Below are 24,770 nucleotides of genomic sequence, written 5' to 3' on the forward strand. Positions count from 1 at the left end.
CCGCCACCCCTTTCCGACCGGCTCCAGCCGAAGTCATCAGATGACTCCATGCTACCGGCCGCCTTCATTACCCCCAATTTACGTCAAGGGCCTGTTCAGAACGGGCATGGCGCGTCTACGGTTCCCGGAGGCTGAGCAAAGTCATCGGACAACTCGGCAAGCAAGCCTCTCAGCCGCACCAGCCAACCGGAAGGGACCCATGGCCGCCGCCCCGTCGCACTGGACGCTCGATCCCTCGGTCGTCCATCTCAACCACGGCTCGTTCGGCGTCGTACCGCGCACCGTCCAGGACGTCCAGCGGGCGCTGCGCGAGGAGATGGAGACCAACCCGGACGCGTGGTTCCGGGACCTGCCCGACCGGGTGGGCCTGGCCCGTGCCGCCGTGGCGCGGTTCCTGCGGGTCCCGGCTGAGCACACCGCCCTGGTGGTCAACGCCAGCGCCGGAGTGAGCACCGTCCTGGGCAGTCTGGCGCTGCCGCCCGGCGGCGAGGTGCTGCTGACCGACCACGCCTACGGCGCGGCGGCGATGGGCACGGTACGGGCCGCCGAGCGGGCCGGGGCCCGGGTGCGGACGCTGCACATCCCGCTGGAGTCGACCGCCGAGGGGATCGCGGCCGTCTTCGAGGGCGCGCTGAGCGAGGCCACCGCGCTGGTGGTCGTGGACCAGATCACCTCGGCCACCGCCCGGCTCTTCCCGGTGGCGGAGATCACCCGGCTCGCCCATGCCGTCGGGGCGAAGGTCCTGGTCGACGCGGCGCACGCGCCCGGCATGCTGGCCGATCCGGTCGGCCTGGCCCAGGGCGCCGACTTCTGGGTCGGCAATCTGCACAAGTGGTGCTGCGCCCCGCGCGGTACGGCGGCGCTGGTCGCGAGTGGGCCAGGCGCCCAGGACCTGTGGCCGCTCACCGACTCCTGGGGCGCCCCGGACCCCTTCCCGCAACGCTTCGACATCCAGGGCACCTTGGACCTCACCGCCTGGCTCGCGGCGCCGCGTTCGCTGGAGTTCATCGAGGAGACGTACGGCTGGGACCTCGCCCGTGCCCGGATCACCAAGCTGGCCGAGGTGGCCCAGGGGATGCTGGCCGACGCCCTGGGCGCGGACCTGACCGCCGTCAGGTTCGGCGAGGCCCCGGCGATGCGGCTGGTCCCGCTGCCCGCCGGGCTGGCCACCGACCACGAGGCCGCCCAGGCGCTCCAGCGGCGGATCGCGGCCGGCACCGGCTGCGAAACCGCGATCACCTCCTGGGACGGCCGGGGCTTCCTGCGGCTCTCGGCCCATCTCTACAACACCGTGTCCGACTACGAGCGACTGGCCGAGTGCCTCCCCGGGGTGCTCAGGGCCTGAGCGGCCTCGATGAAGTCCGGTGCGGTTCGGGTGCGCCCCGAAGGGGCGCGGGGCTGTGTCGATATGCGACTCCGCCGCGGCTGTGTCGATGTGCGGCTCCGCCGCGTGGGCCCAGCCACGACACAGCCGCGGATGAACGACCGCACCTCGCGGCACTTCCCGCGGAGCGCTTACGCCGCGGAGCGCTTACGCACGGGCGAGCGAAGGAGTGACCACCGCCATGCGCAACAAATCCATCGAAGCCACCATCGAGGACGCCGCGAGCCCGAAGACGCGGCTGGCCCGCGCCCTGGGCCCGCTCCAGCTGACCCTGATGGGCATCGGCGTCACCATCGGCGCGGGCATCTTCGTGCTGACCGGCACGGCGGCCGCGAACTACGCCGGGCCGAGCATCGCGATCTCCTACACCATCGGCGCGGTCACCACGGCCCTGGTGGCGCTGTGCTACATGGAGTTCGCCAGTACGGTCCCGGTCGCGGGCAGCGCCTACACCTTCGCGTATGTCTCGCTCGGCGAGCTGGTAGCCTGGCTCATCGGCTGGGACCTGATCCTGGACATGACGATGGGCGCGGGCGCGGTGGCCAGTGGCTGGTCCCAGTACGTCACCGACTTCCTGGCCACCTTCGGGATCCACATCCCGGCCTCCGTCTCCGGCCCGGACGCGGCCGTCAACATCCCGGCCGTGCTGGTCATCCTGGTGCTCACCGCCATCCTGGCCTCCGGGGTGCGCACCACCTCCCGGATCAACACGGCGATGACGATGGTGAAGCTCGCGGCCATCGTCATCTTCCTGGCGATCGGGGTGACGCATGTGGACGCGGCCAACTGGTCGCCGTTCATCCCGGCGTCCCAACCGGTGGGCGGCGACGGCGACATGTGGCAGCAGCCGCTGCTGGGCTGGGCCGGGCTGGGCGCGGACGCCACGTTCGGCATGGCCGGGATCCTCACCGGTGGCGCGATCATCTTCGGCGCGTACTCCGGTTTCGACATCATGGCCAGCAACGCCGAGGAGGCCAAGCGGCCGCAGCGCACCCTGCCCATCGCGCTGCTGTCCACCGTGGCCGTCTGCGCCGTGCTCTACGTCGCCGTCGCCCTGACCGTGACCGGGATGCAGCACTACTCCAAGCTGGACAACGCCGCCCCCATCACCGGCGCGTTGAAGGCGGCGGGTGCGGACTGGGCGGTGCGGATCGTGGGCATCGGCGCGATCTGCGGGCTGACCACGGTCGTGATGATCATGCTGCTGGGGCAGAGCCGGGTGTTCCTCGCGATGAGCCGCGACCGGTTGCTGCCCGAGTGGTTCTCCCATGTGCATCCGGTCACCCGCAGCCCGCGCCGGATCACCTGGACCCTCGGGCTGATGGTCGCGTTCATGACGGCGGTGCTGCCCATCGGGGACCTCGCCGAACTGGGCAACATCGGCATGCTGACCTCCTTCATCGTCGTCTGCGTCGGAGTGGTGTACCTGCGCCGCTCCCGCCCCGATCTGCGGCGCGGCTTCCGCACCCCGTGGGTGCCGGTCGTCCCGGCCGTCGCGGTGCTGCTGTGTCTGCTGCTGGTGGGCAATCTGCCGCTGATCACCTGGGCGCGGTTCCTGGGCTGGATGGCCGCCGGGCTGCTGATCTACCTCTGCTGGGGCCGCCGCCACAGCAAGGTGGCCACCGGCGAACTCGCCACCGGGGCCACACCGGGGAAGGCGGAGGACCACGAGATGGCCGAGGACCGGAAGGCGTAGAGCCGGGAATCCGAGGGGCCGGGGGCCCAGGGCCGAGGAAGCCGGGGTCAAGGAAGCCAGGAGCCGGGAAGCCTCATCCACGCCCTGACGACGGCCCCCGCCCGCTCGTGACGACCGGCGGCAGCGGCGCCGCCGGGCCGAAGACCCGCTCCCCCGCCGCCCCGCCGCGCAGCAGCGCCGCCCCCAGCGGGGTCAGGGTGTGCAGGACGGCGCCGCCCTGGCGGAGCGTGTGCACCAGGCCCGCCTCGCGCAGCACACTGGCGTGCTGGCTGGCCGAAGCCAGCGATACGCCGACCCTGCGGGCGAGTTCACTGGTCGTACAGCCGCCGCCGACCTCCAGCAGCACCGCCGAGCGGGTCTGCCCGACCAGCTTGCCGAGCGTCCGAGCGGACCCGGACCCGGACGCAGCCCCTGATCCGGACCCGGACCCGGACCCGGCCCCGGACGCGACGGCGGGCAACTGCCCGGTGCGGAGCGAAAGGCCGCACCGGGCGTGTTCGACGGGGTAGACCAGAACGGGTGTCAGATCCGGGTTCCGGAAGGTCACCGGCGTCCCCCGGCAGAAGAACGACGGCAGCAGCAGCAACCCCCGTCCGCGCAGCCACAGCTCGCGGTCCACCGGATAGTCGACCTCCAGCACCGGCGCCCGCCACCGCATCGTCGGCGGCAGCGAGGCCAGCAGCCCATCGGCGCCCCCGTCCAGCAGGGCGCGGCCCCGGGCCACCCGGTCGGCCTCGATCCGGGCCTGGATATGCGGCCAGTACGGGGCGATGGCGGCCTGGTGATAGGTACGCAGCGTGCTGATCAGCCGATCCAGCGACTTGCCCTCGCCCTGCGCCAGATCCCGTATCCACCCCGGGAGCGCCCGCGCCGCCGGAAGCCCGGACAGCTCCGCGTTCAGCCGCTCCCCCGGTGTGGCGCGCAGCGCGGACATCGCGGCATCGCAACCGATTACCCCTTCGGCGGGTGTCAGGAAGTCCGGGAAATAGCCGCGCGACGGAATGAGCGGCGCGAGCAGCCGCGCTTCACCGTTGAGTCGGTTTCGCGCCTCAGAACGCCATTTCCCGTATACGGTCTCCGCCCGGTTCTCCCGCAGCCGATGGAAACTTAAAACGGTTTCCCAGAGCGCGTCCGGGCGAACCGCCACCCGCACCCGGGCCAGATCGAGTTCACTGAAATGAACACGGAGCACCAGACCCCCACACGTGACATTACGACCACCCCCCGATCACCGATGAGTATGCACGCTGGCACGGTCAGTGACCACGCCCTTTTGGCCAGATGTGAAACGGGGAGCGACGCGCAGCCCGGAACAGGAAAGCTGTTCTCCAGGAAAACCGGGGCCGCCGGTAAACACTTCCGAGGGCCGTCCGGAATTCAACAGGCGGTGCTCGGAGCCAGTTTGCTCGTTCCCGTGGGGGGTGACGAGTACGTTACGGCGACTGGGCACTTGTGTTGCCGCACGTAGCCGATGCGCGCGGCAACAGCTCCCGTGGGGGGAGTGGGAGGGGGCGGCACCTCCGCACAAGGTGCCGCCCCCTTTGAGTCCCCGCCTCAACCCAGGCCGCCCGCGTGCCGGCGCACGTCTACGACCACGACCGACCGCCAGGCCAATGTGTCATTTCTCGACCGGGGCGGGGGCTTGGGGAAGGCGTAGCCGGAAGCATGCTCCGAGGGTCCGGGGGGTGAGGGTGAGGGTGCCCCGGTGGCGGTGGGCCAGGTCGCGGGCGATGGCGAGGCCCAGGCCGGTGCCGCCTTGGTCGCGGGAGCGGGCGTCGTCGAGCCGGACGAAGCGTTCGAAGATGCGCTCGGCGTCCTCGGGGGGCACCCCCGGTCCGTCGTCGTGCACCGTGAGGACGACCCAGGCGTGCTGGTTCCGGACGGTGATCTGGATGCGGTGCGCGGCCTGGCGGGCGGCGTTGTCGATGAGGTTGCGCAGCAGCCGTTCGAATTCGTCGGGGTTTCCGTGTGCGTATGCGGGGGCGGTGCTGTCGCAGCTGAGGGTCAACGGCCGTTCGGTGAGGGGGTATTGCTGGGTCAGCCGGTGGGCGAGGGCTGTCAGGTCGACGGTTTCGGGGTCGGCTGTGGGGGCGCGGGTGTCGAGGCGGGCGAGGAGCAGCAGGTCTTCGGCGAGGGCCTGGAGGCGGCGGGTCTGCCGTGCGGCGGTGGTGGCCGCGGCAGGCCAGTCGGTGCGTTCCGGGTAGGCGAGCGCGACTTCCAGGCTGGCCAGCAGTGTGGTGAGGGGGCTGCGCAGTTCGTGGGCGGCGTCCGCGACGAAGCGGCGTTGCTGGGCGGCGGCGTTGTCGAGGCGCTGGAGGGTGGTGTTGATGGTGGTGGCCAGGGCGGTGATCTCATGTCCCGTGGCGGGGACGGTGACGCGTTCGCGGGGGTCGTTCGCGGTGACCGAGGCGGTGAGGACGCGGACGGCTTCGACCGGCCGCAGCGCGATGCGGACGGTGAAGTAGGCGGCGGCGGCGATCAGTACGAGACTGACGAGCCCGGCCCGCAGGAGCAGAACATCAGTGGTCTTGGTGATCGGCTCGGCGATCTCCTCGGCCGCGTGCGGGAGCACCACCACATAGACCCGAAGTTGGGCGTCGGGAGCGATGCCGAGGGCGGCGACTTTGTCGCTGCTCAGTTTATCGGCCCTGATGTCGTCGTACATGCCCAGGTAGGTCCCGCCGTCCTTGCCGAACCGGTCCCAGGGCTTGGCGTCGTGGCGCGCCGGTATGTCCAGGGGACAGTTCGAATAGCCCCAGACCGCCCCGTCATCCGGTGGGGCGGGCACCTCGGCCTTCGGCGGGGCGGGCAGCACATGGCGGGTGCCGGGGTCGAACTCCTCCATGCCTCCGCCGTAGGCGACAGCGGCGCGGCGGCCGGTCGCGACGACCTCGTACGGCACAGTGCTTCTGCGAACCGGAACGCTTCCCTCCTTCAACTGATCGACGAGAGCCAAGAGATGTGCCTGGGCTTGTCGTTCGGCGATCTGCGCGCTCTGGCGGTAGACGTCGTGGTGTACCCACCAGCCGGTGCCGACCAGGATGACGGCGGCGGCCGAGGCGGCGGCCAGGGCCGCGCGGGCTCGTACCGAGCGCGGCCACCAGCGGCGTCGCGGCTCAGTCGCGTTCACGGTCGTCCACCAGACGGTAGCCGGTACCCCGTACGGTCTGAAGGGACTTCCGCTGGAACGCGGCGTCCACCTTCTTGCGGAGGGCGCTGACGCGCGCCTCCACCAGGTTGGGATCGTAGGCTTCGTCGGGCCACGCATGGTAGAGCAGATCCGCTTTGGAGACCGCCTGGCCCGCCCGGCGGGCCAGCAGCTCCAGCACGGCGAACTCCCGGGGGGTGAGTTCCACCCGGGTCCCGGCCCGGCGGCAGACCCGGCCGGCGACATCCAACGAGAGGTCGCCCACGGCAAGGACGGGCGGGGCGATCGTGGCGGCTCGTCTGCCCAGGGCCCGCAGCCGGGCGACGAGCACCATGTAGGAGAAGGGTTTGGCCAGGTAGTCATCGGCCCCCGTGTCCAGGGCCTCTGTCTGATCCCACTCCCCGTCCTTGGCGGTGAGGACCAGGATGGGGGTCGCGTTGCCCTCCCGGCGCAGTTGGGCGCAGACCTTGTAGCCGTTGAGTCCGGGCAGCATCAAGTCCAGTACGACGAGGGCGTATTCGCCGGTCCGGGCCATCCACAGTCCGTGTCGGCCGTCATGGGCGAGGTCGACGCTGTAGCCCTCGGCGGTCAGACCGGTGTGCAGGGTGTGTGCGAGGTCCACCTCGTCTTCGACCACCAGGATGCGCATGTGGTGCAGCCTCGCACAGCGCCGGCCCGCCTTCCTGATCGGCCGGTCAGGTTGGGTCAGCAACCGGTCAGCGAGGTCCGGGCACGCTGGCGGAGTGTCTTCGCCACTGCTGAAAGGCCCTGTCGCCGATGTCCCTTGATGAACGTGCCCCCGCCGTGGCCACGACGGTTTCCCCTCCCGTACCCGCCCGTCGGCAATCACCGGGCCCGGCCAAAGCCGTTGTCGTCATCGCGCCCTTGGCGCTGACCATCGCTCTGGGGCTCTGGGGGATCCGCAGGCAGAACACTATGTGGGGGGACGAGTCCGTCACCTATCAGCTCGCGCACCGCGATCTTTCCCAGATATGGCACACCGCCCAGCACATTGATCTGGTCCATTCCCTTTACTACGCCGTGATGCATCAGATCTTCGGTCTCTTCGGCGGAGGGCTGCTGACATTGCGGCTGCCGTCTGTGCTGGCGATATCCGTGGCGGCGAGCGGAGTCGGGCTTCTGGCGCTACGCCTGGCGGGACCCCGTGCCGGGCTGCTGGCCGGGCTGGTGTTTCCGCTCCTTCCCCAGGTACAGAAGTACGCGCAGGAAGGGCGCTCGTATGCCATGGTCTGTGCCCTGGTCACCTGGGCCACCTATGCGCTCGTGGTCAGCGTCCCGCATCGCGCCCGGTGGCGGTGGGCGGTCTATGGCTCCACCATGCTGCTGGCCTGTCTGCTCCATGAGTTCGCGGTCCTCGCCCTGGTCGCACACGGCGTCACACTGGTCGTCTCCCGTGTTCCACGACCGGTGATGAGGGCGTGGAGCGTGGCTGCCGCGGGCGTTGTGGCCGGGCTGTTGCCACTGGCGATCTACAGTGCGGGGCAGTCGGAGCAGGTGTCCTGGATCGGCGGACCGGTGCGGCTTCGTTATTTCCTGGTGGTGGCGGTCGTGGGCGTGGTGTGTGCCCGAGCGCCCCTGGGGGTGAGGGGGCCCGTACGGCTTTCCGTGCTGGCCGTGCCGATTCTTGTGCTTCCGGGCCTTCTGCTGCTGATCACCTCACTGGTCAAGCCCCTTTTCGTCGACCGGTATGTGCTCTACAGCAATATCGGAATCGCCTTGCTGCTGGGCGCCTGTATGGATTACTTCCACCGGCTCCAGCGGTCTTCCCGCTACGTGTGGATCGCGGTGGTCGCCGCACTGGCAGCGCTCGTCCAGCCGAGCCTGTCGCTGAGGACGCCCCAGAGCCGGAGCGATGACGCCACCGCCATCGGCGCCACCGTACGCAAGGAAGGCCGTCCCGGCGACGGGCTGCTCTATCTCGCCGGCCGGCACCGGATCCTGACCGCGGCCAACCCCGAGGACACCCGTTCCCTGACGGATCTGGCCCTGGCACAGGACCCCGTTTCATCGAACACACTTGCGGGTGTCGAGCTTCCCGCCCAGGAAATCGCGGCACGCATGCTGGAATTCGACCGGATCGTCGCGGTCCGCGCGGCGGGTGCGCACTCGCTGAGCAACCCGCAGGACGAAGCGAAAACCAGCACCCTGCGGCGCCACTTCCGCGCGTACGGAACAACCCATGTCAACGGGGCGCGAGTCACCGTCTATGTCCGAGACCACGACCCGTCTCCGAAGGCCGGTACCGATCAGCCGTACCGGCACCACCGCCCGCGGGTACCGTTCTGAGTGTCGAGGCCAGAACGGAGTTCACCATGCCGCAGAGCAATGAGGAACACACCGGCGCACGCATCGCGGACTACCGGAAGCTGCGTCAGCTCACCCAGACCGCACTGGCGCAACGTTCGTTCCTCTCCCGTGGCACCATCGCCAAAGTCGAGCGTGGCCTGGCTCCGGCCACACCCTCCGTCGTGGCCGCCGTCGCCCGCGTCCTCCAGGTGGACGTGGCCGTGCTCAACGGCCAGCCGTACATTTCCGAGTTACGGCAGGACCATCTCGACCGCCTGATCTCCCCGCTGTCCGAGGCGCTCGACATGTACGACCTCGGGCCGGACCCGCACATCACCCCCCGGCCCATCGACCAGGTGGAGAGCGACGTGCGAGCACTGTGCGCCGGGGCCTCCGCCACCGAGTACAAGGACATCGGGTCGAAACTGCCCGGACTGCTCGGCGAACTCACCACCACGGTCAGCTTGCTGTCGCCGGGTGAGAGCTACCGGCGCGCCGCCTCGTCGCTGAGCTGGTGCTACTGGGTCGCCTACGAGTTCGCCTACCGGGTCGGCTACCACGATCTTGCCTCGATCGCGCTGGAGCGCATGGGGTGGATGGCGGAGCAGGCACAGGACCCGCTGCTGCTCGCCATCCGCCTGAACAAGCGGTCGAGCATGCTGCTCCGACGCGGGAACAACCAGATGTCGCTCCAGGTCGTCACGCGCGGCCATCGGCTCATCGGCCAGGTCGAGCAACCCAAGTCCGTTGAGGCGCTCGCGGTGACCGGCAGCTTGCATCTCGCGTCGGCCATCGCGGCGGCCCAAGCCAAGGACGCTGACGCCGTCACCGGTTACATGGGCCTGGCACACGAGATGGCCAAGAAGATCGGCCGGGATGTGCCGAACGTCTACTGGTCGTCGTTCGGCCTGACGAGCGTGCAGCACTTCGACGTCGCGACCAACGTGGAGCTCGGTGAGCTCGGCGAGGCGGTGAAGCTGTCCAAGAAGCTGCACTTCCCGGAGACGCACCCCCGTATGCGAGTCGGCCGGTACTACATCGAGATGGCCCGTGCCTACGCGCAGATGGGGAAGACGGATCCCGCTGAGCGGTTCTTGGCGAGGGCTCGTAGGGTCGCTCCGCAGCAGGCCCGGTACCACCCGCTGGTGCGGGAGACGATCGCCGTCCTGGTGCGCCGTCAGCGGCGGGCGCCTGAATCCCTGTCCTCGTTGGCCGCGTGGGTGGGCATGTAGCAGCACCAAAGCGCCCTATTGTTCCGTATCCGGGAACACTGAGGGCCTCGCAGGTCGACACGATGTGACGGTCAAGACACACACCGTGCACGGAGCCGACCATGACGACAACCAGAACCCTGCCGTGGACACCACCCAACACCGAGGACATCGAACCCTTACCGGTGGGCGAATGGTGGGACGCCATCTCCGCGCCCACCCCCGTCGCGGACCGCGCCCTTGAGCTGCTCGGCGGCCGGTCCGGAGCCGTGATCCAGGACGACACCTACGGCAAGACGTACTGGCTGATCGGCGTCGACACCGCCCGCAGCTGGTGCATCCGCCGGATCCGCCTCCTCACCGCACTCGCCGACGAAACCACGCTTCTCGGTGTACCGCCCGTCTCCTGGGGACCCGAGCACCGGACGCACTGGCGGATCCCCCTGGGCCCGAACCGGTATCTGACCGGCACCGATCACCTGGCCCGCGCCCTGCGCCAGGCCGTCAACGAGGTCCTCGGCCCGGCACCGGACGGCCGCCAGCTCTGCCACCGCTGCCAACTCCCCACCGACGAACCGATCCCCATCGCCATCGAACACACCGGCAGCGTCGCCGCCACGACCACCTATGCCTGCCCCACCCACGCCCGGCACCACCCACGCGACACCGTGGCCCAGGCCGCCGCCATGCGCCGCGCCCTCGACCAGGGCAGGACCCGATGACGACCCCCGAAGAGCCCAAGGACCCATTCGCCGACGAAGCATGGCGCGCCGCCATCGAGCACGCCGCGGGCTGCCCGGCCTGCCGGACACCCGGCGCCAAGTGCGAGACCGGCGAGCGGCTGCTGCACGCCTACGAGGAGGCCGCACGGCAGGCCCGGACGGAGGAAGTCATGTAAGGCACCGCCGACGGACGAATAAGGGGGGCGGCACCTCCGCACAAGGTGCCGCCCCCTTTGAGGTCCGGAGCCGAGGCCGGGGGTGAGGGTGGGTGTTCCCGGCGCCGGCTCCGGTGGCTTGATCCGCTGGTGGCTACCGGCTGTTGGCCGCCGCGCGGCCGGCCTCCAGGCGGGCCACGGGGATGCGGAACGGGGAGCAGGAGACGTAGTCCAGGCCCACCTCGTGGAAGAAGTGGACGGACTCGGGGTCGCCGCCGTGCTCACCGCAGATGCCGAGCTTGAGGTCGGGGCGGGTGGCGCGGCCCGCGTGGGCGGCGTCGCGGACGAGGGCGCCGACGCCGTCCTTGTCGATGGTCTCGAAGGGGCTGACGCCGAAGATGCCCTTCTCCAGGTAGGCGGTGAAGAAGCTGGCCTCGACGTCGTCGCGGGAGAAGCCCCAGACGGTCTGGGTGAGATCGTTGGTGCCGAAGGAGAAGAAGTCGGCGGACTCGGCGATCTGGGCGGCGGTCAGCGCGGCGCGCGGCAGCTCGATCATGGTGCCGAGGGTGAGCTTGAGGTCCACGCCCCGGGCCCGCTCGACCTCGGCGATGACCCGCTCGGCCTCCTCGCGGACGATCTCCAGCTCCTGGACCGTGCCGACCAGCGGAATCATGATCTCGGCCCGTGGGTCGGCCTTGGCGTTCCGGCGATCGGCGGCGGCTTCGGCGATCGCCCGTACCTGCATGGCGAACAGCCCGGGGATGACCAGGCCGAGGCGCACTCCGCGCAGGCCGAGCATCGGGTTCTGCTCATGGAGCCGGTGGACGGCCTGGAGCAGCCGCAGATCGTTCTCGTTGTGGTCCTTGCGGGACTCGGCGAGCGCGACGCGCACCGAAAGCTCGGTGATGTCGGGCAGGAACTCGTGCAGCGGCGGGTCCAGCAGCCGGACGGTGACCGGCAGCCCGTCCATCGCCTCGAAGAGCTCGACGAAGTCGTCCTTCTGAAGCGGCAGCAGTTCGCCCAGCGCGGTGTCCCGCTCCTCCTCGGTATGGGCGAGGATCAGCCGCTCGACCTTCTCCCGGCGCTCGCCGAGGAACATGTGCTCGGTGCGGCACAGCCCGATGCCCTGGGCGCCGAACCGCCGGGCGCGGGCGGCGTCCTCGGCGTTGTCCGCGTTGGCCCGTACGCGCAGCCGGCGCACCCGGTCCGCGTACGCCATGATCCGGTGCACGGCGCCCACCAGCTCGTCCGCGTCGTCGGCGCCCGCGTGCATCCGGCCCTCGAAGTACTCCACGACCGGCGAGGGCACCACGGGGACCTCGCCGAGGTAGACCTTGCCGGAGGAGCCGTCGATCGAGACGACGTCGCCCTCCTCGATGACGAGGCCGTCCTTGCCGTCCCGGTCGGGCACGGTCATCCGGCGCCGCTTGGTGTCGACTTCCAGCTCCTCCGCGCCGCACACACAGGTCTTGCCCATGCCACGGGCGACGACGGCGGCGTGTGAGGTCTTGCCGCCGCGCGAGGTCAGAATGCCCTCCGCGGCGATCATGCCGTCGAGGTCGTCGGGGTTGGTCTCCCGGCGGATGAGGATGACCTTCTCGCCCGAGCGCGACCATTTGACGGCGGTGTACGAGTCGAAGACGGCCTTGCCGACGGCGGCGCCCGGGGACGCGGCGATGCCCCGGCCGATCTTCCGGACGGTGTCGCCGGAGGCCACCTCGTGGTCGAAGCGCGGGAACATCAGCTGGGCCAGCTGGGCCCCGTTGACCCGGCGCAGCGCCTCGGCCTCGTCGATCAGCCCCTGGTCGACCAGCTGGGTGGCGATGCGGAAGGCGGCCCCGGCGGTGCGCTTGCCGACGCGGGTCTGGAGCATCCACAGCTTGCCGCGCTCGATGGTGAACTCGATGTCGCACAGGTCCTTGTAGTGCGTCTCGAGGGTTTCCATGATCTGCATCAGCTGCTCGTAGGAGCGCTGGTCGATCCGCTCGAGGTCGGCCAGCGGCACCGTGTTGCGGATGCCCGCGACCACGTCCTCGCCCTGGGCGTTCTGGAGGTAGTCGCCGTAGACGCCCTGGTGGCCGCTGGCGGGGTCGCGGGTGAAGGCGACTCCGGTGCCCGAGTCGGGGCCGAGGTTGCCGAAGACCATGGAGCAGATGTTGACGGCGGTGCCGAGGTCGTGGGGGATGCGCTCCTGGCGGCGGTAGAGCTTGGCGCGGTCGCCGTTCCAGGAGTCGAAGACGGCCCGTACGGCGAGGTCCATCTGCTCGCGCGGCTCCTGCGGGAAGCCCCGGCCGGTCTCCTTGGCCACGATGTTCTTGAACTCGCCGACCAGCTTCTTGAGGTCGGCGGCGTCGAGGTCCACATCGACGGTGACGCCCTTGGCCCGCTTGGCGTCCTCGATGGCCTCCTCGAAGTGGTCGCCGTCCACGCCCAGCACGGTCTTGCCGAACATCTGGATGAGGCGCCGGTAGGAGTCCCAGGCGAACCGGTCGTCACCCGCCTGCGCGGCGAGCCCGGCCACGGACTGGTCCGAGAGGCCGATGTTGAGGACGGTGTCCATCATTCCGGGCATCGAGAACTTGGCACCGGAGCGTACGGATACCAGGAGAGGGTCATCGGCCTGGCCGAGCTTCTTGCCCATCTTCTCTTCGAGCGCTTCGAGGTGCGCACTCACCTCGTCGCGCAGGGCCGAGGGTTCCTCACCGCTGTCGAGGTAGACCTTGCACGCCTCGGTGGTGATGGTGAAGCCCGGTGGCACAGGGAGGCCGAGATTGGTCATCTCGGCGAGGTTGGCTCCCTTACCGCCGAGCAGGTCTTTGAGATCCTTGTTGCCCTCGGTGAAGTCGTAAACGAACTTCTGCTGATCTTGTGTTTCCGGCACGGGACTCGATCTCCTCGGCTCGGCTGCCCTGACGGCGGGGAGCGTACCCAGATCAAAGGCCCCTGAGTATGTGCACTCCACCGTCATACGGCTGTAACCACCCGCCTGCCACGTGTTCGAAAGTGTGGTGCCCGAACGAGGCCCTCTTGACTCGCCTTCAAGGCTCGAACACACACCCACCCTCCGCCCGTGATGGACGCCTGGAATTTCACTGTACGTAACCGATGGTTCGAGGTGTCGAACATCAAGTGGGTGGCACTGAGTGCCACGCATTGGAGAGGTGGGCACAGCGGAGAACCGCCGCACCGCCCCTCCGCAACCGCTCATCTGAGCGACACCCCGATCAGAGTGGCGAGAATCACGCCTTGTCATGGCCCATTGTCTCGCCTTTTGGATACAACGAGAGGGGCCCCGCTCAGATGAGCGATTCAGCGATTGGCGTGGGGGGCCGACCGCCCCCGGCCGGATCCGCCGAACCCCACGCGCGCACCGCGTGGCCCCGCCGCGCCGACGGGTATGTTGACTGTCGGACAGCACGAGGAGGGCTCTTGACCAGCGCACGGCCCGCCCCGACCGGCCTGGCGAGCGGCGCGCGGCGCGTGCTGACGGACAACTGGACCGGCTCCTCCACGGTCCCCGCACCCGGCCTCTATCCACATCAGTGGAGCTGGGACTCGGCCTTCATCGCGATCGGATCACGCCATATTTCGCCCCGGCGCGCCCAGCGTGAACTGGAAACCCTGTTCGCCGCCCAATGGGGTGACGGCCGGATCCCCCATATCGTCTTCAACCCGGCGGTGCCGCCCGCCGCCTACTTCCCCGGCCCCGGCTTCTGGCGCTCCTCCACCGCCGGTGCGGCCGCCGGCGCCCCGCGCGGCGTCGAGACCTCCGGCATCGTCCAGCCCCCGGTCCACGCGCTCGCCTCTCTGCTGGTGCACCGGGCCGATCCGCGCTCCTCGGCGCGCCATGGCTTCCTCGCCCGCGCCTACCCCCGGCTCGCCGCCTGGCACCGCTATCTGACCGGAGCCCGCGACCTGGGCGGCGGCGGGCTGGTGGCCGTGGTCCACCCCTGGGAGCCGGGGATGGACAACAGCCCCTGCTGGGACGCCCCGCTGGCCCGCGTCGAACCGGCGCCCCCGGGCACGTTCCGGCGCGCCGACCTCGACCACGGCGCTGCCTCCGACCGCCCCACCGACCTGGACTACGGCCGGTACGTACGGCTCGCGGCGGACTACCGGGACGGCGGCTACGCGGACGGCGGGGCCGGGGCGGCGTTCATCGTCGAGGACCCCGGCGTCAACGCGCTGCTGATCGCCTCCGAGCACGCCCTGGCCGAGATCGCCGCCCTGGTGGGCGCGGACGCCTCGGTCCACCGGGACCGGGCGGCGCGTCTGACGGCCGCTCTGGTGGACCGGTTGTGGGACCCGGCCGCGGGGCTGTTCCTGTGCCGGGATGTGCTCGGCGGCGGCCCGATCCGCGAGCTGAGCGCGGCGGGGCTGCTGCCGCTGCTGGTCCCCGGCCTGCCGCACGGCATCGCCGCCGCGCTGGTGCGCACCGCCCGCGGCGCCCACTTCGGGCTGGGCCACCAGACGCGGCTGGTGCCCAGCTACGACCTGCTGGGCCCCGCCTTCGACGCCGCCCGCTACTGGCGCGGCCCCGCCTGGTTCAACGTCAACTGGCTGCTGGAGCGGGGGCTGCGGCAGCACGGTGAGTCCGCGTCGGCCGACGCGCTGCGCGCCGCAGCGCTTGAGACGGCGGTCGCGTCGGGCTTCGCCGAGTACGTCGATCCGTACACCGGCGAGGCACGCGGGACACGCGGCTTCAGCTGGACGGCCGCGCTGGCGCTGGACCTTGCGGTGGCGGCGGGTCAGGGCGCCTGATCGCCCTCGACCCCCCGCAAACCGGCCGCGGTGGCGGCGGGTCAGGGCGCCTGATCGCCCCCGGCCTTCCGCAAACCGGCCAGCGCCTCGCGGGTCTTGACGGTGCAGTTGTGCTCATCGCCCAGGACCCGCTCGCTGATCTCCAGCACGGCCCGCCACTCGGCCTCGGCCTCCTCCAGGCGGCCGAGGCCGTGGAGGGTGATGCCGAGGTTGTGGCGGGTCCACAGGGTGCCGAGGCTCTCCGGGCCCAGCACCCGCAGCCGCCCCCTGACCGTCTCCCGGATCTCCCGCTCGGCCTCGGTGAACCGGCCGAGGTGGTTGAGCACATATCCCCAGCTGTGCCGGGCCGCCAGCGTCGCCTCGGCCTCGGCGCCCAGCACCCGGGCGCGCCCCTGGGCCACCTGGCGGAACTCCGCCTCGGCCTCCTCGTAGCGCTCCTGGTCGCGCACCACCGCCGCCAGGTGCAGACGCGACGTCAGCGCGCCCGGGGCGTCACGGCCCAGGACCCGGGCCTCCGCCTCCACGACCACGCGGTACTCGGCCTCGGCCTCCTCCCGGCGCTCCAGGTCGGCCAGGGTCCTGGCCCGGCCACCCCGGGTCATGAGGGTCGCCTGGGTATCCGGTCCGAGGACCCGCAGCCACTCCTGGAGCACCTCGGTGTACTCCGCCAGCGCCTCCTCGTACCGCCCCGCCAGCCGCATGCTGGTCGCCAGGCAGTGGCGGGTGCTCAGGACGTTGGAATGGTCCCGCCCGAACACGGGGACCTGCTGCTCCAGGAGTTCGCGGTAGATCGGCCGCGCCTCGTCGTACCGCTGCTGGTCCTCCAGGACGAACGCGCGCAGCCGCAGGGCGATGAGCGAGTCCTCGTGCCACTTCCCGAGCGAGCCGACCGTCTCCTCCACCAGCGTGTCGAGCTCGGCCTCCGCCTCGGCGTACCGGCTCAGGGCGCGCAGCCGGTGAATGCGGTTGCGACGGGCCCGGCGGATCCGCCAGTTCCACGGCTTCAGACCCGCGGAGGTCCGCTCGACCAACTCCCGCCACAGCGCCTCGGCCTCTTCGTTGCGCTGTCTGGTGTCCAGGAGCTCGCCGAGCGCGTACTCCGCCGTCAGCAGGGCCTCGTCCAGCTCCGACTCCGCCGGGCGGCAGTCCTCGACCGCCGACCGCACCTCGGCCTCGGCCTCGTCGTACAGCCCGAGCCTGCGCAGCGCGGCGGCCAGCCAGACCCGCGCGGTCACGGTCCTGACATGCGCGGGGCCGTCCTGCTCCCGGCGCCCGGCGGCCACGGTCCGGAACTCCCGCGCGGCCTCCTCCACCCGCGCGAGGTCCAGCAGCACCCGCCCGTAGACCTGGCGCTTGGCCAGGAGGTGTGCCCGATGGTCGGTGCCTTCCCGGCGCTCCCACGCGTCGAGCAGGGTGCGGCACTCCTCCGCCGCCGCCTCCAGCCGCCCGGCGTCGTACAGCAGGTCCACGAGGTAGTCACGGGCGAAGAGCGTGTAGTCCTGCTCCTCGCCGTGCTCCCTCGTCGAGACCTCGACCACCGCGCGCAGCTCGCGCTCCGCCTCGTCGTGCTCCCCGAGCCTGTTCAGGGTGCGCGCCAAATGCCCGCGGAGATTGCGGGATTCGAGGTCCTCGGCGGACCTCAGCCCCGCGATCTGCTCCCGCGCCGCTTGTTTGAGCTCATCGGCGTAGGCCGGCCATCCGGACTTGACGAGCTGATAGGCGAGGTTGGGCAGCAGCCGCACACCCCACCAGCCGGATTCCTCGTTCCGCTCATCGGCCTTGTCCAGCACGTTGTCCACCTGCTCGCGCACCGACCTCGGCAGTCCGTCGTCGGCCGCGATCCGCCGCACCAGCGCGATCAGCGGCGGCTGGACGCGCTCGGAGGCGTAGGACCGGGGCGGGATGGCGCCGGCCGGGAGCGGGGCGGGCACTTCGGCCGGCTGCCGTACGGGCTCCTCGGCCACCGGCTCCTCCTCACCCGCCTCCTCCAGCAGCCCCAGCCGGGACAGCAGCTCGGGGGAAGCCGCCGCGAACGGGCGGGCCTCCTCGGCGACGCGGGAGTCCCCGTGGCCGCCGGAGAGCCGGGCCCGGAACTCGGGGCCGCTGCCCTGCCGGTGCAGCAGGAACTCCGTGACCCGCGCCGCCGTCTCCAGCGCGTCCGACGTCCGGACCCCGTCCAGCAGCAGGTCGACGACCCCCGGGTGGAACTCGTACTCCTCCGCGCTCCCCTCCCGTCCGCGCAGCAGCCCGCCCAGGAACACCTCGGCCAGCTGCGCCGGGTGGAAGCGCTCCGCACGGCCCGCGCCCGCCTGGTGGATCAGCCGCATCACCGGCAGTGTCAGCGGATGGACGGTGGCCAGCGCCCCGGCCAGCCGCTGGGCCTCGGGCGAGGCCGCGCCCCGGAAGCGGCGCAGCCGCTCCTCGGCGGTCGGCCCGGGGACATGGGCCGTGGCCCGCGCGGCCACCGGCTTCTCCGCGCCGTCCAGCAGCATCACCGGCAGCGGCTGCCCGCCGCCGCCCGTACCGGTGAGCGCCGCCCACCCGCCCAGCTCGCCCTCGGCCAGTTCCAGCACCGGCACCGGGGTCTTGCCGTCGTAGGACACCAGGCCGCGCGGCAGCACCGGATGGCGCACGGACAGCGCACGGCCCGGCGCCCCCTCGCGCCCCCCGGCGTCGACCAGCAGCCGCTGGGTGGGCATACCGCGCTCGGGCCACATCCGCGCGGGCAGCGGCTGGAGGACCGCCACCGGCGAGTGGCGGGCCCAGCGCCGCAGCAGCGTCGGGATCGCGCCGCCGCGCCACCCCGGGCCCACCCCGTCCGAGAGGACCAGCATCACGGTGCGGCCGGAGGTGTCGGTGAGCTGGCGCGGGGTGCGGCGCGGGGCGCCGGGTGCGTACGGGCGCGCCCTGAGCACCGGCTGGGACTCCTGGGCGCTGTCCAGGCCGTAGGTCCGCACCGAGCGGAAGGCGCCCTGGCGCTCCAGCAGTCCGCGCACCTCGGCGGCGAGCTGCCGCCACAGCACCATCGACGGGCCGTCGTCCACGATGAGCGCGACGCTCAGCCAGCGCTCCGGGCGGGGGCGCAGCACCACGTCCGGCAGCCCGGTTTCGGCGATCCACTCGGCGGTGGCGGTCTCGTCGACGCGGAAGGACGTGCGGGACGGCACGCTGCGCCGCAGGGGCCGCAGCGCACGGGACAGCCCGCGCGTCCCGGGCAGCGCCCGGACGCCCCGGACGCCGACGGCGCGGGCCGGGCGGGCCGCGGTGGGTCGGGCGGCGCCGGGGGCGTAGAACCCGTCGGGGGCGAGCGGTCCCGGCTCGGGGTCGACGGCGAGCTGTGCCCCGGCGGGCTGCCGCTGGGCGCCCTTCGCGTCGTCCTCGCCGTCGGCCGCGCCGGAGGCGGGTCCGGCCGTCCCCGGGGGCGGCGTCCGCTTCCCGCCGTCCTCCTCGTCCCGTGCCGGGGCCGTGGTCGCGGCGAACCACAGGACGTCGCGCAGCTCCTCCTCGGAGAGCTCGACCCCCGCGTCCTCCAGCAGGGCCCACAGCCGCTCGATCATTGGGCGTCGACTTCGTTCAGCGAGCGGAACAGCTTGTCGAGGACGTCCTGGTCGACCCGCACCCCGGAGGACCGCAGCCGGACCGCGTTGAGCAACTGGTCGGTGGCCAGCTCCCGTTCGTTCCGCCGGGTCACGAAGTCGGCGATCAGCTCCTGGGCCCGTGCGCCGACCTCTTCGCCCAGATGCATGGTGACGATCTGCCGGAGCTGTCGCTCGTCGGGCTGCTTGAGGTCGAGCCGCACACAGCGGCGCAGGAACGCCGGGGGGAACTCGCGCTCGCCGTTGCTGGTGATGACGACGACGGGGAAGACGCCGCAGCTGACCCAGCCGCCGGTGATCGCGGCCTTCTCCCGGGAGCCGGCGATCTGCACCTCGATCGTCCTGTCCTCCCCCAGCCGGGCCAGCTCCGGAATCTCGAACTCGCCCTCCTCGAAGACCGTGAGGAGGTCATTGGGCAGGTCGACATCGCCCTTGTCGAGCTCGTCCACGAGCAGAACCCGCGGCCTGTCCGCCGGGAGCAGCGCGGTGCCGAGCGCGCCGAGCCGCAGATAGTCGCCGATGTCCGGCTCGGATTCGGCGGTCTCGTCGGCGCGCCGCTTGAGGGAGGCTTCGCGCAGCCGGCCCACCGCGTCGTACGAGTAGAGGCCCTCGGTGAGCGTGGAGCGGCTGTTGACCGGCCAGTGCAGCACCTCGCCCAGCATGAGCTCGCGGGCGATGGCGTGGGCGAGGGTCGACTTGCCGGTGCCGGGCCGCCCGGTGACCAGCAGTGGGCGGTGCAGATGCAGCGCCATGTTGACCACGTCGCGGTCCTCGTCGGAGATCAGGTACGGCAGCCCCCGCTCCTCGTCCCGGCGGCGGGCGTCGTCGCCGAAGCGCCGCCACGGCGGGGCGGTGGGCCAGGTCTCCACCTCATGGGGGTCGGTCGCGCCGCCCTGGAAGAGCCTCCAGTCCTGTGCCATCGTCTTCGTCTCTCCTCAGGGTGCGGACAGGTCGAGTTGGTCGGGGAGCGGACTGTGCGGATCGTCCCACAGGAGGGCCATATGCCTGCCGTGGTGGCTCTCGTCGGCCTCGCTCGCCGACCGGAGTCTGCGTAAGTGCTGGGGCAGGGACCGCAGCCGCTCGGTGCGGAGCAGGGTCTTCAACTCGGCCTGCGCGGCGTCGCCTTCGGCCTCGCCATGCCATATGAGGACGGGCACGCCGCCGAACAGACAGGCGTTGAAGACCTCCTTACGGGCCCGCACCGGGGACGTCAGCACCACGCCAGGAGCGTCCTCCTGACCCTGGAGATCGCCGTTGACCTGCTTGAACGTGTCGTAGTGGGCGGGCAGCCAGTGCAGCTCCCCGGCATCCGCCGTACCGGCCTTCTCCCAGCGCCGCTCCCACAGATGCGGCTGGTGCTCCCGGAGTTCGGCGCAGCGCACGACGACCGGGTAGTCCGTGCCGAGCGAGCGCTCCAGGGGCCCCTCGGCGTCGAGCTGCCAGCGGTGCACGGCCAGTTCCAGATCGGTGGGGGTCACGAAGAACTCCACCAGTGTGTCGAGGGTGCGGGCATGCCTGCTCAGCAGGTGGTCCAGGCCACGCTGTATCTCCTCCAGGGAGGCGGGGGTGTCGGCCTTCGCCAGGGAGTTGACGTCGTCACCGCGCCGCGACCAGACCTCATAGGTGCGCCGCTGCCCGTCCGCGCCCGGTGCGTGGAGCCTTATCTGGATCCTCCCCCAGCTATCGCTGGGAGGTGCCCCCTGGTCCGTGGCGGTGTCCGGGTCGGCCCGTACGCGCTCGGCGTGCTCCTGCGCCTCGCCGCGCCGTTCGTACAGCTGGCCCTCGAGATCGATCCGCCGGGCGCACTCCAGCGACCACGCTCGCAGTTCTGCCGCGACCGCTCCCCCGCACAGCGCGGCGAAGTGCTCCACGACGCGCAGCAGCTGCGGGAGTTGTCTCGGCGGGGGGAGCAGCACGGCTTCGAGGTCGTCGACCAGCGCGGCCGGATCGAGGGACGACAGCGCCATGGTGGGGTACTTCTCGCGGGCGACCTCGGCGAAGTCGTACCGGGCCCGCTGGTCCAGACGGCCCAGCAGCGCGACCAGCTCGGTGTACTCGGCGTGGGTCAGCCACTGGTTCTGGAGGAGATGGCACGCCTTGCGGATCTCGGTGCGCGGCGGGGCGGGCGCGCTCAGCTCGGCGAGGAGGGTGACGGTGCCGTGCGGGTTCTCCAGCGCCCAGTCGACCAGCTCCTCGGCCGAGGGCGGCGTCGTGGGCGGGGCGGTGGCGAACTGCTCGCAGAGCCGGGCGGCGACCCTGGCCGCCGATCCGGCCGCATCCGCCCCGAGCAGCCCGGACGCCTCCAGGACCAGCGCCTCCCGGAACCGCCGCTTCTCCGGATCGAGGGGCGGGGCGGGCGGGCCGAGCCGGACCATCCGCCCCTGCTGCTCCCAGTCGATGATGTGCACCGATGGGTACTGTCGGCCGCTGCCCGCCCCGTTCAGCCGGGCGAACTCGTCCCGCACGCCCTGCCAGACCCGGTCCAGGTCGAGCGCCGCCCCGGCCTCACCCGCCGCTTCGAGCTGCCGCAGCAGTACGGACGTGAAGCGCCCGGCGCCGTCCCGCTCCATGGCGACGGCCCCGGCCTGGCAGGCCCGCATCCAGTAGACCGGCCGCTCGGGCCTGGTCTGGGGCCAGTCGGTGAGCGGCTGCGGCATGTCGGCCAGCTCGTGGGTGCCGGGGGGAAGGGCCTGCCGGCAGGCGTCGATGACCACGGTGACCCGCTCCACCGCGTCCCAGCGCAGATGGTCGGTGCGCACCAGGTCGACCAGGCTGTCGGCGTCGAGCCCCTGGAGGTCGGTGTCCGAGGTCTCGGGATACAGCAGGCTCCACCGGCCGCCCCGCGTCTGCACCCCGTGCCCGGCCCAGTAGACCCACAGCCAGTCGTCGCCGTCGATGTGGCTGAGCCCCTCCCGGAAGACCTTGCGCACATGGGCGCGCTCCGCCGGGCGGTAGCCCGGGTGCGCCGCCTCCAGTGCCGCCCTGTTGCGCTCCATGGGCGAGGCCAGCAACCGGATGTTCTCCGGCGGTACGCCCCGCCCGGTCAGCCACGTCCGCATGCCGATGGCGTCCCGCACCGGGCCGTCGAGGTTCAGGCGGTCGCTGCCGTTGTAGCGCTCGACCGCCACCAGCACGGCATGGGTACGGCGCCAGTCGTGTTCGATCGCCGTCACGCCGGCAGCTCCGGGGCCAGCAGTTCGTACAGCCTCCGATGGGCGAAGTACGAGGTGTGGGCGCGCGGGAACGGCTGGCGGGTGTTGACGCGCAGATCGGTGATCCGGCCGGGGAAGACCTTCTCCCCGACGAAGCCGAGCAGGTCCTGCTCGTCGTGGACGTTGATCCAGCGGGGGAAGGCGCCGGGCAGCGGTTCGCCGCGGCGCAGCGCGGTGAGCGCGTCCAGCTCGTAGAGGAACGGGGCCTGCGAGCCGACCGTCACCAACAGCTCCACCCCGGCGGGCGGATCGGGCTCGGCGAGCAGATCGACACAGGCGATCCCGCCGAGGCTGTGGGCGAGCAGCACCACCGGGCCGTCCCCCGAGGCGACCGCGTCACGCACGGCCGCCCGGATCGCGGCCCGCACCCCGGCACCGCGCACCTGGTAGCGGAGGATGTCACCACTGGCCGGGACGGCTCCCTCGGTGATGCCGCCCCGGAACGTGTGGGCCAGTGAAGACAGCGGCGAGAGGTAGGAGTTGAGCGCCCGTACCGCCACACCCTTGGCGGCGCCGGCCACGAATCCGCCCCGTCCGGCGCCGCCCAGCTGATCGGTGAGCGCGCCGACGACGGTGTCCCGGTCGGCACCGTCCACCGCGAGCGGCTCCTCGTCGCCGCGCGGGCCCTCGGCCCGCTGGACGGCCAGGGCGTACACGGCGCGGGCGGCGATCGCCTCGATGCCGTCGGCGGGCGGAGTGCCGCCCAGGGTGCGGGAGATCTCCCGGGCCACGCGGCCACCGGCCGGGCCGAGGTGCGGTGCGAGGTCGGCCACCAGCTCGTCCAGGCTGCCCCCGCCGTCGGTCACCGCCTCCAGGCTCAGCCCGCGCGCCGTATCGGCGACGGCCTGCCAGGGGTCCTGACGGCCGGGGGCGAAACCGGCCCGCGCGCCCCCGCCGCGCCGCGCCTTCGCCGCCTCCGCGAACTCCCGCAGCTCCGCGAGCGGATCCACCTCCAGCAGCGCCCATACGGCCAGCGGATCGTCCTCGTCCAGCACCTCGTCACCGCCGGCGCCGCGGCTCTTCGACCGCGCCGGGATCGACGCCCCGTCGAGCCCCAGCGAGGCTCCGTGCTCCTCGCCCCAGAAACACCGGACGACCCGGATATCGGCTCTCACCCGCCCCAGGCCGCTCACGACCCGCGCGAGGCTCTTCTCATAGGACTTGGCCCGGACCCCCGTGCCGTGGACGAAGACGACGCTCGTCACCGATCCCCCCAGATCGTCTGGATTCCACCGCGACCACGAGCCCATCACTTTAACCGGTGATGACCCCGTGTGACCCCCGGACTACCAGCCTCAGCCGCCCGAGGTGTCCAGCTCGGCGTCCGCGCCGACCCCCGCGCGGTCGTACGGGTCGTCCAGCCAGCCGTCGGGCAGCACCACGCGGTTGCGGCCGGAGGTGCGGCCGCGGGGGCCGTCGGCGCCCGGGGGCCACTCCTGGTCCAGGTCCAGCTCGGCCAGCAGGGCGTCCAGCTCGGCGAGGGACGAGGTGATCGCCAGCCGCTTGCGCATCTCCGAGCCGACCGAGAAGCCCTTGGTGTACCAGGCGACATGCTTACGGAAGTCGATCACGCCGCGCTCCTCGTCCTCCAGCCACTCGGCGAGCAGCTCGGCGTGGCGACGCATCACGGCCGCGACCTCCTTGAGCGTCGGCCGCGCGTACACCGGCGGCTCGGGGCCGGGTTCGAACGCGGCCACCAGGTCGCCGAAGAGCCAGGGCCGCCCCAGGCAGCCGCGCCCCACGACCACGCCGTCACAGCCCGTCTCGCGCATCATCCGCACCGCGTCCTCGGCGGACCAGATGTCGCCGTTGCCCAGCACCGGGATCTCGGGGACGGCCTCCTTCAGACGGGCGATGGCCGCCCAGTCGGCGGTGCCGCCGTAGTGCTGGGCCGCGGTGCGGCCGTGCAGGGCGATCGCGGTCACGCCCTCCTCGACCGCGATCCGGCCCGCGTCGAGGTAGGTGATGTGGTCGTCGTCGATGCCCTTGCGCATCTTCATGGTCACCGGCAGCGGACCCGCGGCGGTCACCGCCTCGCGCAGGATCGAGCGCAGCAGATGCCGCTTGTACGGAAGCGCCGAGCCGCCGCCCTTACGGGTCACCTTGGGCACCGGGCAGCCGAAGTTGAGGTCGATGTGGTCGGCGAGGTCCTCGTCCACGATCATCTGGACGGCCTTGCCGACGGTCCCCGGGTCCACCCCGTACAGCTGGATGGAGCGCGGCTGCTCGGTGCCGTCGAAGTGGATCAGCCGCATCGTCTTGGCGTCCCGCTCCACCAGCGCCCGGGTGGTGATCATCTCGCTGACGAACAGCCCCCTGCCGCCGGAGAACTCCCTGCACAGCGTGCGGAACGGGGCGTTGGTGATCCCGGCCATGGGTGCGAGAACGACCGGCGGCCGGACCGTATGCGGTCCGATCCGCAGCTGCGTCCGTGGCGTTCGCGGCGTCTGGTTCATCGAGGTGAGCTTCCTCTGGCGTACTACGGTGGGAGGACGGGGCGGCTCTCTCATTGTCCCGCACCCGCGAGAGGGACCGACAGGGCGGTTATGTCCGCCACACCGACGGTATCGATGTAGCG

Annotated in this window: 16 protein-coding genes; 7 read left to right on the plus strand and 9 right to left on the minus strand. The window is 71.6% G+C overall.

Annotation, left to right across the window (positions count from 1 at the left end; all coding sequences use genetic code 11):
• The first annotated feature begins 199 nt into the window (after positions 1 to 199).
• Positions 200 to 1,345: an aminotransferase class V-fold PLP-dependent enzyme gene (locus NQU54_RS00115; RefSeq protein WP_257629182.1), complete on the plus strand. Its 1,146-nt coding sequence runs from the start codon at positions 200 to 202 to the stop codon at positions 1,343 to 1,345.
• 220 nt (positions 1,346 to 1,565) lie between these two features.
• A complete protein-coding gene (locus tag NQU54_RS00120; RefSeq protein WP_257629183.1) occupies positions 1,566 to 3,080 on the plus strand; it encodes an APC family permease in 1,515 nt (504 codons plus the stop codon).
• A 73-nt stretch (positions 3,081 to 3,153) separates the two neighbouring features.
• Here NQU54_RS00120 and NQU54_RS00125 read toward each other — a convergent pair whose 3' ends face one another.
• From NQU54_RS00125 to NQU54_RS00135, 3 genes are all read right to left on the minus strand, one after another.
• Positions 3,154 to 4,272: an ArsR/SmtB family transcription factor gene (locus NQU54_RS00125; RefSeq protein ID WP_257629184.1), complete on the minus strand. Its 1,119-nt coding sequence runs from the start codon at positions 4,270 to 4,272 to the stop codon at positions 3,154 to 3,156.
• Positions 4,273 to 4,698: 426 nt separating this feature from the next.
• The gene (locus NQU54_RS00130; protein WP_257629185.1) at positions 4,699 to 6,210 is read right to left on the minus strand and encodes a sensor histidine kinase; all 1,512 of its coding nucleotides are present in this window, start codon (positions 6,208 to 6,210) and stop codon (positions 4,699 to 4,701) included.
• The gene (locus NQU54_RS00135) at positions 6,197 to 6,877 is read right to left on the minus strand and encodes a response regulator transcription factor (RefSeq protein ID WP_257629186.1); all 681 of its coding nucleotides are present in this window, start codon (positions 6,875 to 6,877) and stop codon (positions 6,197 to 6,199) included. The genes NQU54_RS00130 and NQU54_RS00135 overlap by 14 nt, the downstream gene beginning before the upstream one ends.
• A gap of 128 nt (positions 6,878 to 7,005) precedes the next feature.
• Between NQU54_RS00135 and NQU54_RS00140 the strand changes: the two genes are divergently transcribed.
• The 4 genes from NQU54_RS00140 to NQU54_RS00155 all read left to right on the plus strand — a co-directional run bounded on the left by NQU54_RS00140 (position 7,006) and on the right by NQU54_RS00155 (position 10,644).
• Positions 7,006 to 8,535 (plus strand): glycosyltransferase family 39 protein, encoded by a 1,530-nt coding sequence (locus NQU54_RS00140; protein ID WP_257629187.1) that lies wholly within the window; start codon positions 7,006 to 7,008, stop codon positions 8,533 to 8,535.
• A 26-nt stretch (positions 8,536 to 8,561) separates the two neighbouring features.
• Entirely contained in the window at positions 8,562 to 9,767 is a 1,206-nt protein-coding gene (locus NQU54_RS00145) for a helix-turn-helix domain-containing protein (RefSeq protein ID WP_257629188.1), read from the plus strand.
• A gap of 101 nt (positions 9,768 to 9,868) precedes the next feature.
• Entirely contained in the window at positions 9,869 to 10,468 is a 600-nt protein-coding gene (locus tag NQU54_RS00150) for a hypothetical protein (RefSeq protein WP_257629189.1), read from the plus strand.
• Positions 10,465 to 10,644 carry a hypothetical protein gene (locus NQU54_RS00155; RefSeq protein ID WP_257629190.1) on the plus strand — a complete coding sequence of 60 codons (180 nt, stop codon included), beginning with the start codon at positions 10,465 to 10,467 and terminating at the stop codon, positions 10,642 to 10,644. The genes NQU54_RS00150 and NQU54_RS00155 overlap by 4 nt, the downstream gene beginning before the upstream one ends.
• Positions 10,645 to 10,777: 133 nt before the next feature.
• On the opposite strand, the gene ppdK is transcribed toward NQU54_RS00155, so the two are convergent.
• Positions 10,778 to 13,504 carry a pyruvate, phosphate dikinase gene (ppdK, locus tag NQU54_RS00160; protein ID WP_257629191.1) on the minus strand — a complete coding sequence of 909 codons (2,727 nt, stop codon included), beginning with the start codon at positions 13,502 to 13,504 and terminating at the stop codon, positions 10,778 to 10,780.
• 548 nt (positions 13,505 to 14,052) lie between these two features.
• On the opposite strand from ppdK, the gene NQU54_RS00165 reads away from it, so the two are divergent.
• Positions 14,053 to 15,384, plus strand: coding sequence for an MGH1-like glycoside hydrolase domain-containing protein (locus tag NQU54_RS00165; RefSeq protein WP_257629192.1), 1,332 nt, complete (start codon positions 14,053 to 14,055; stop codon positions 15,382 to 15,384).
• Between the two features lie 41 nt (positions 15,385 to 15,425).
• On the opposite strand, the gene NQU54_RS00170 is transcribed toward NQU54_RS00165, so the two are convergent.
• The 5 genes from NQU54_RS00170 to dusB form a co-directional block, all read right to left on the minus strand.
• Positions 15,426 to 18,941 (minus strand): SAV_2336 N-terminal domain-related protein, encoded by a 3,516-nt coding sequence (locus NQU54_RS00170; RefSeq protein ID WP_257629193.1) that lies wholly within the window; start codon positions 18,939 to 18,941, stop codon positions 15,426 to 15,428.
• A complete protein-coding gene (locus NQU54_RS00175) occupies positions 18,938 to 19,900 on the minus strand; it encodes an AAA family ATPase (protein WP_232639469.1) in 963 nt (320 codons plus the stop codon). The genes NQU54_RS00170 and NQU54_RS00175 overlap by 4 nt, the downstream gene beginning before the upstream one ends.
• 15 nt (positions 19,901 to 19,915) lie before the next feature.
• Positions 19,916 to 22,153 carry a VMAP-C domain-containing protein gene (locus NQU54_RS00180; RefSeq protein ID WP_257629194.1) on the minus strand — a complete coding sequence of 746 codons (2,238 nt, stop codon included), beginning with the start codon at positions 22,151 to 22,153 and terminating at the stop codon, positions 19,916 to 19,918.
• On the minus strand, positions 22,150 to 23,397 hold the full coding sequence (locus tag NQU54_RS49685; protein WP_257629195.1) for a lipase family protein: 1,248 nt from the start codon (positions 23,395 to 23,397) through the stop codon (positions 22,150 to 22,152). The genes NQU54_RS00180 and NQU54_RS49685 overlap by 4 nt, the downstream gene beginning before the upstream one ends.
• A gap of 90 nt (positions 23,398 to 23,487) precedes the next feature.
• On the minus strand, positions 23,488 to 24,648 hold the full coding sequence (gene dusB, locus NQU54_RS00190) for a tRNA dihydrouridine synthase DusB (RefSeq protein WP_093707525.1): 1,161 nt from the start codon (positions 24,646 to 24,648) through the stop codon (positions 23,488 to 23,490).
• Positions 24,649 to 24,770: the final 122 nt, after the last annotated feature.

This window comes from Streptomyces malaysiensis subsp. samsunensis (genome assembly GCF_024519315.1).
GTDB lineage: Bacteria > Actinomycetota > Actinomycetes > Streptomycetales > Streptomycetaceae > Streptomyces > Streptomyces malaysiensis.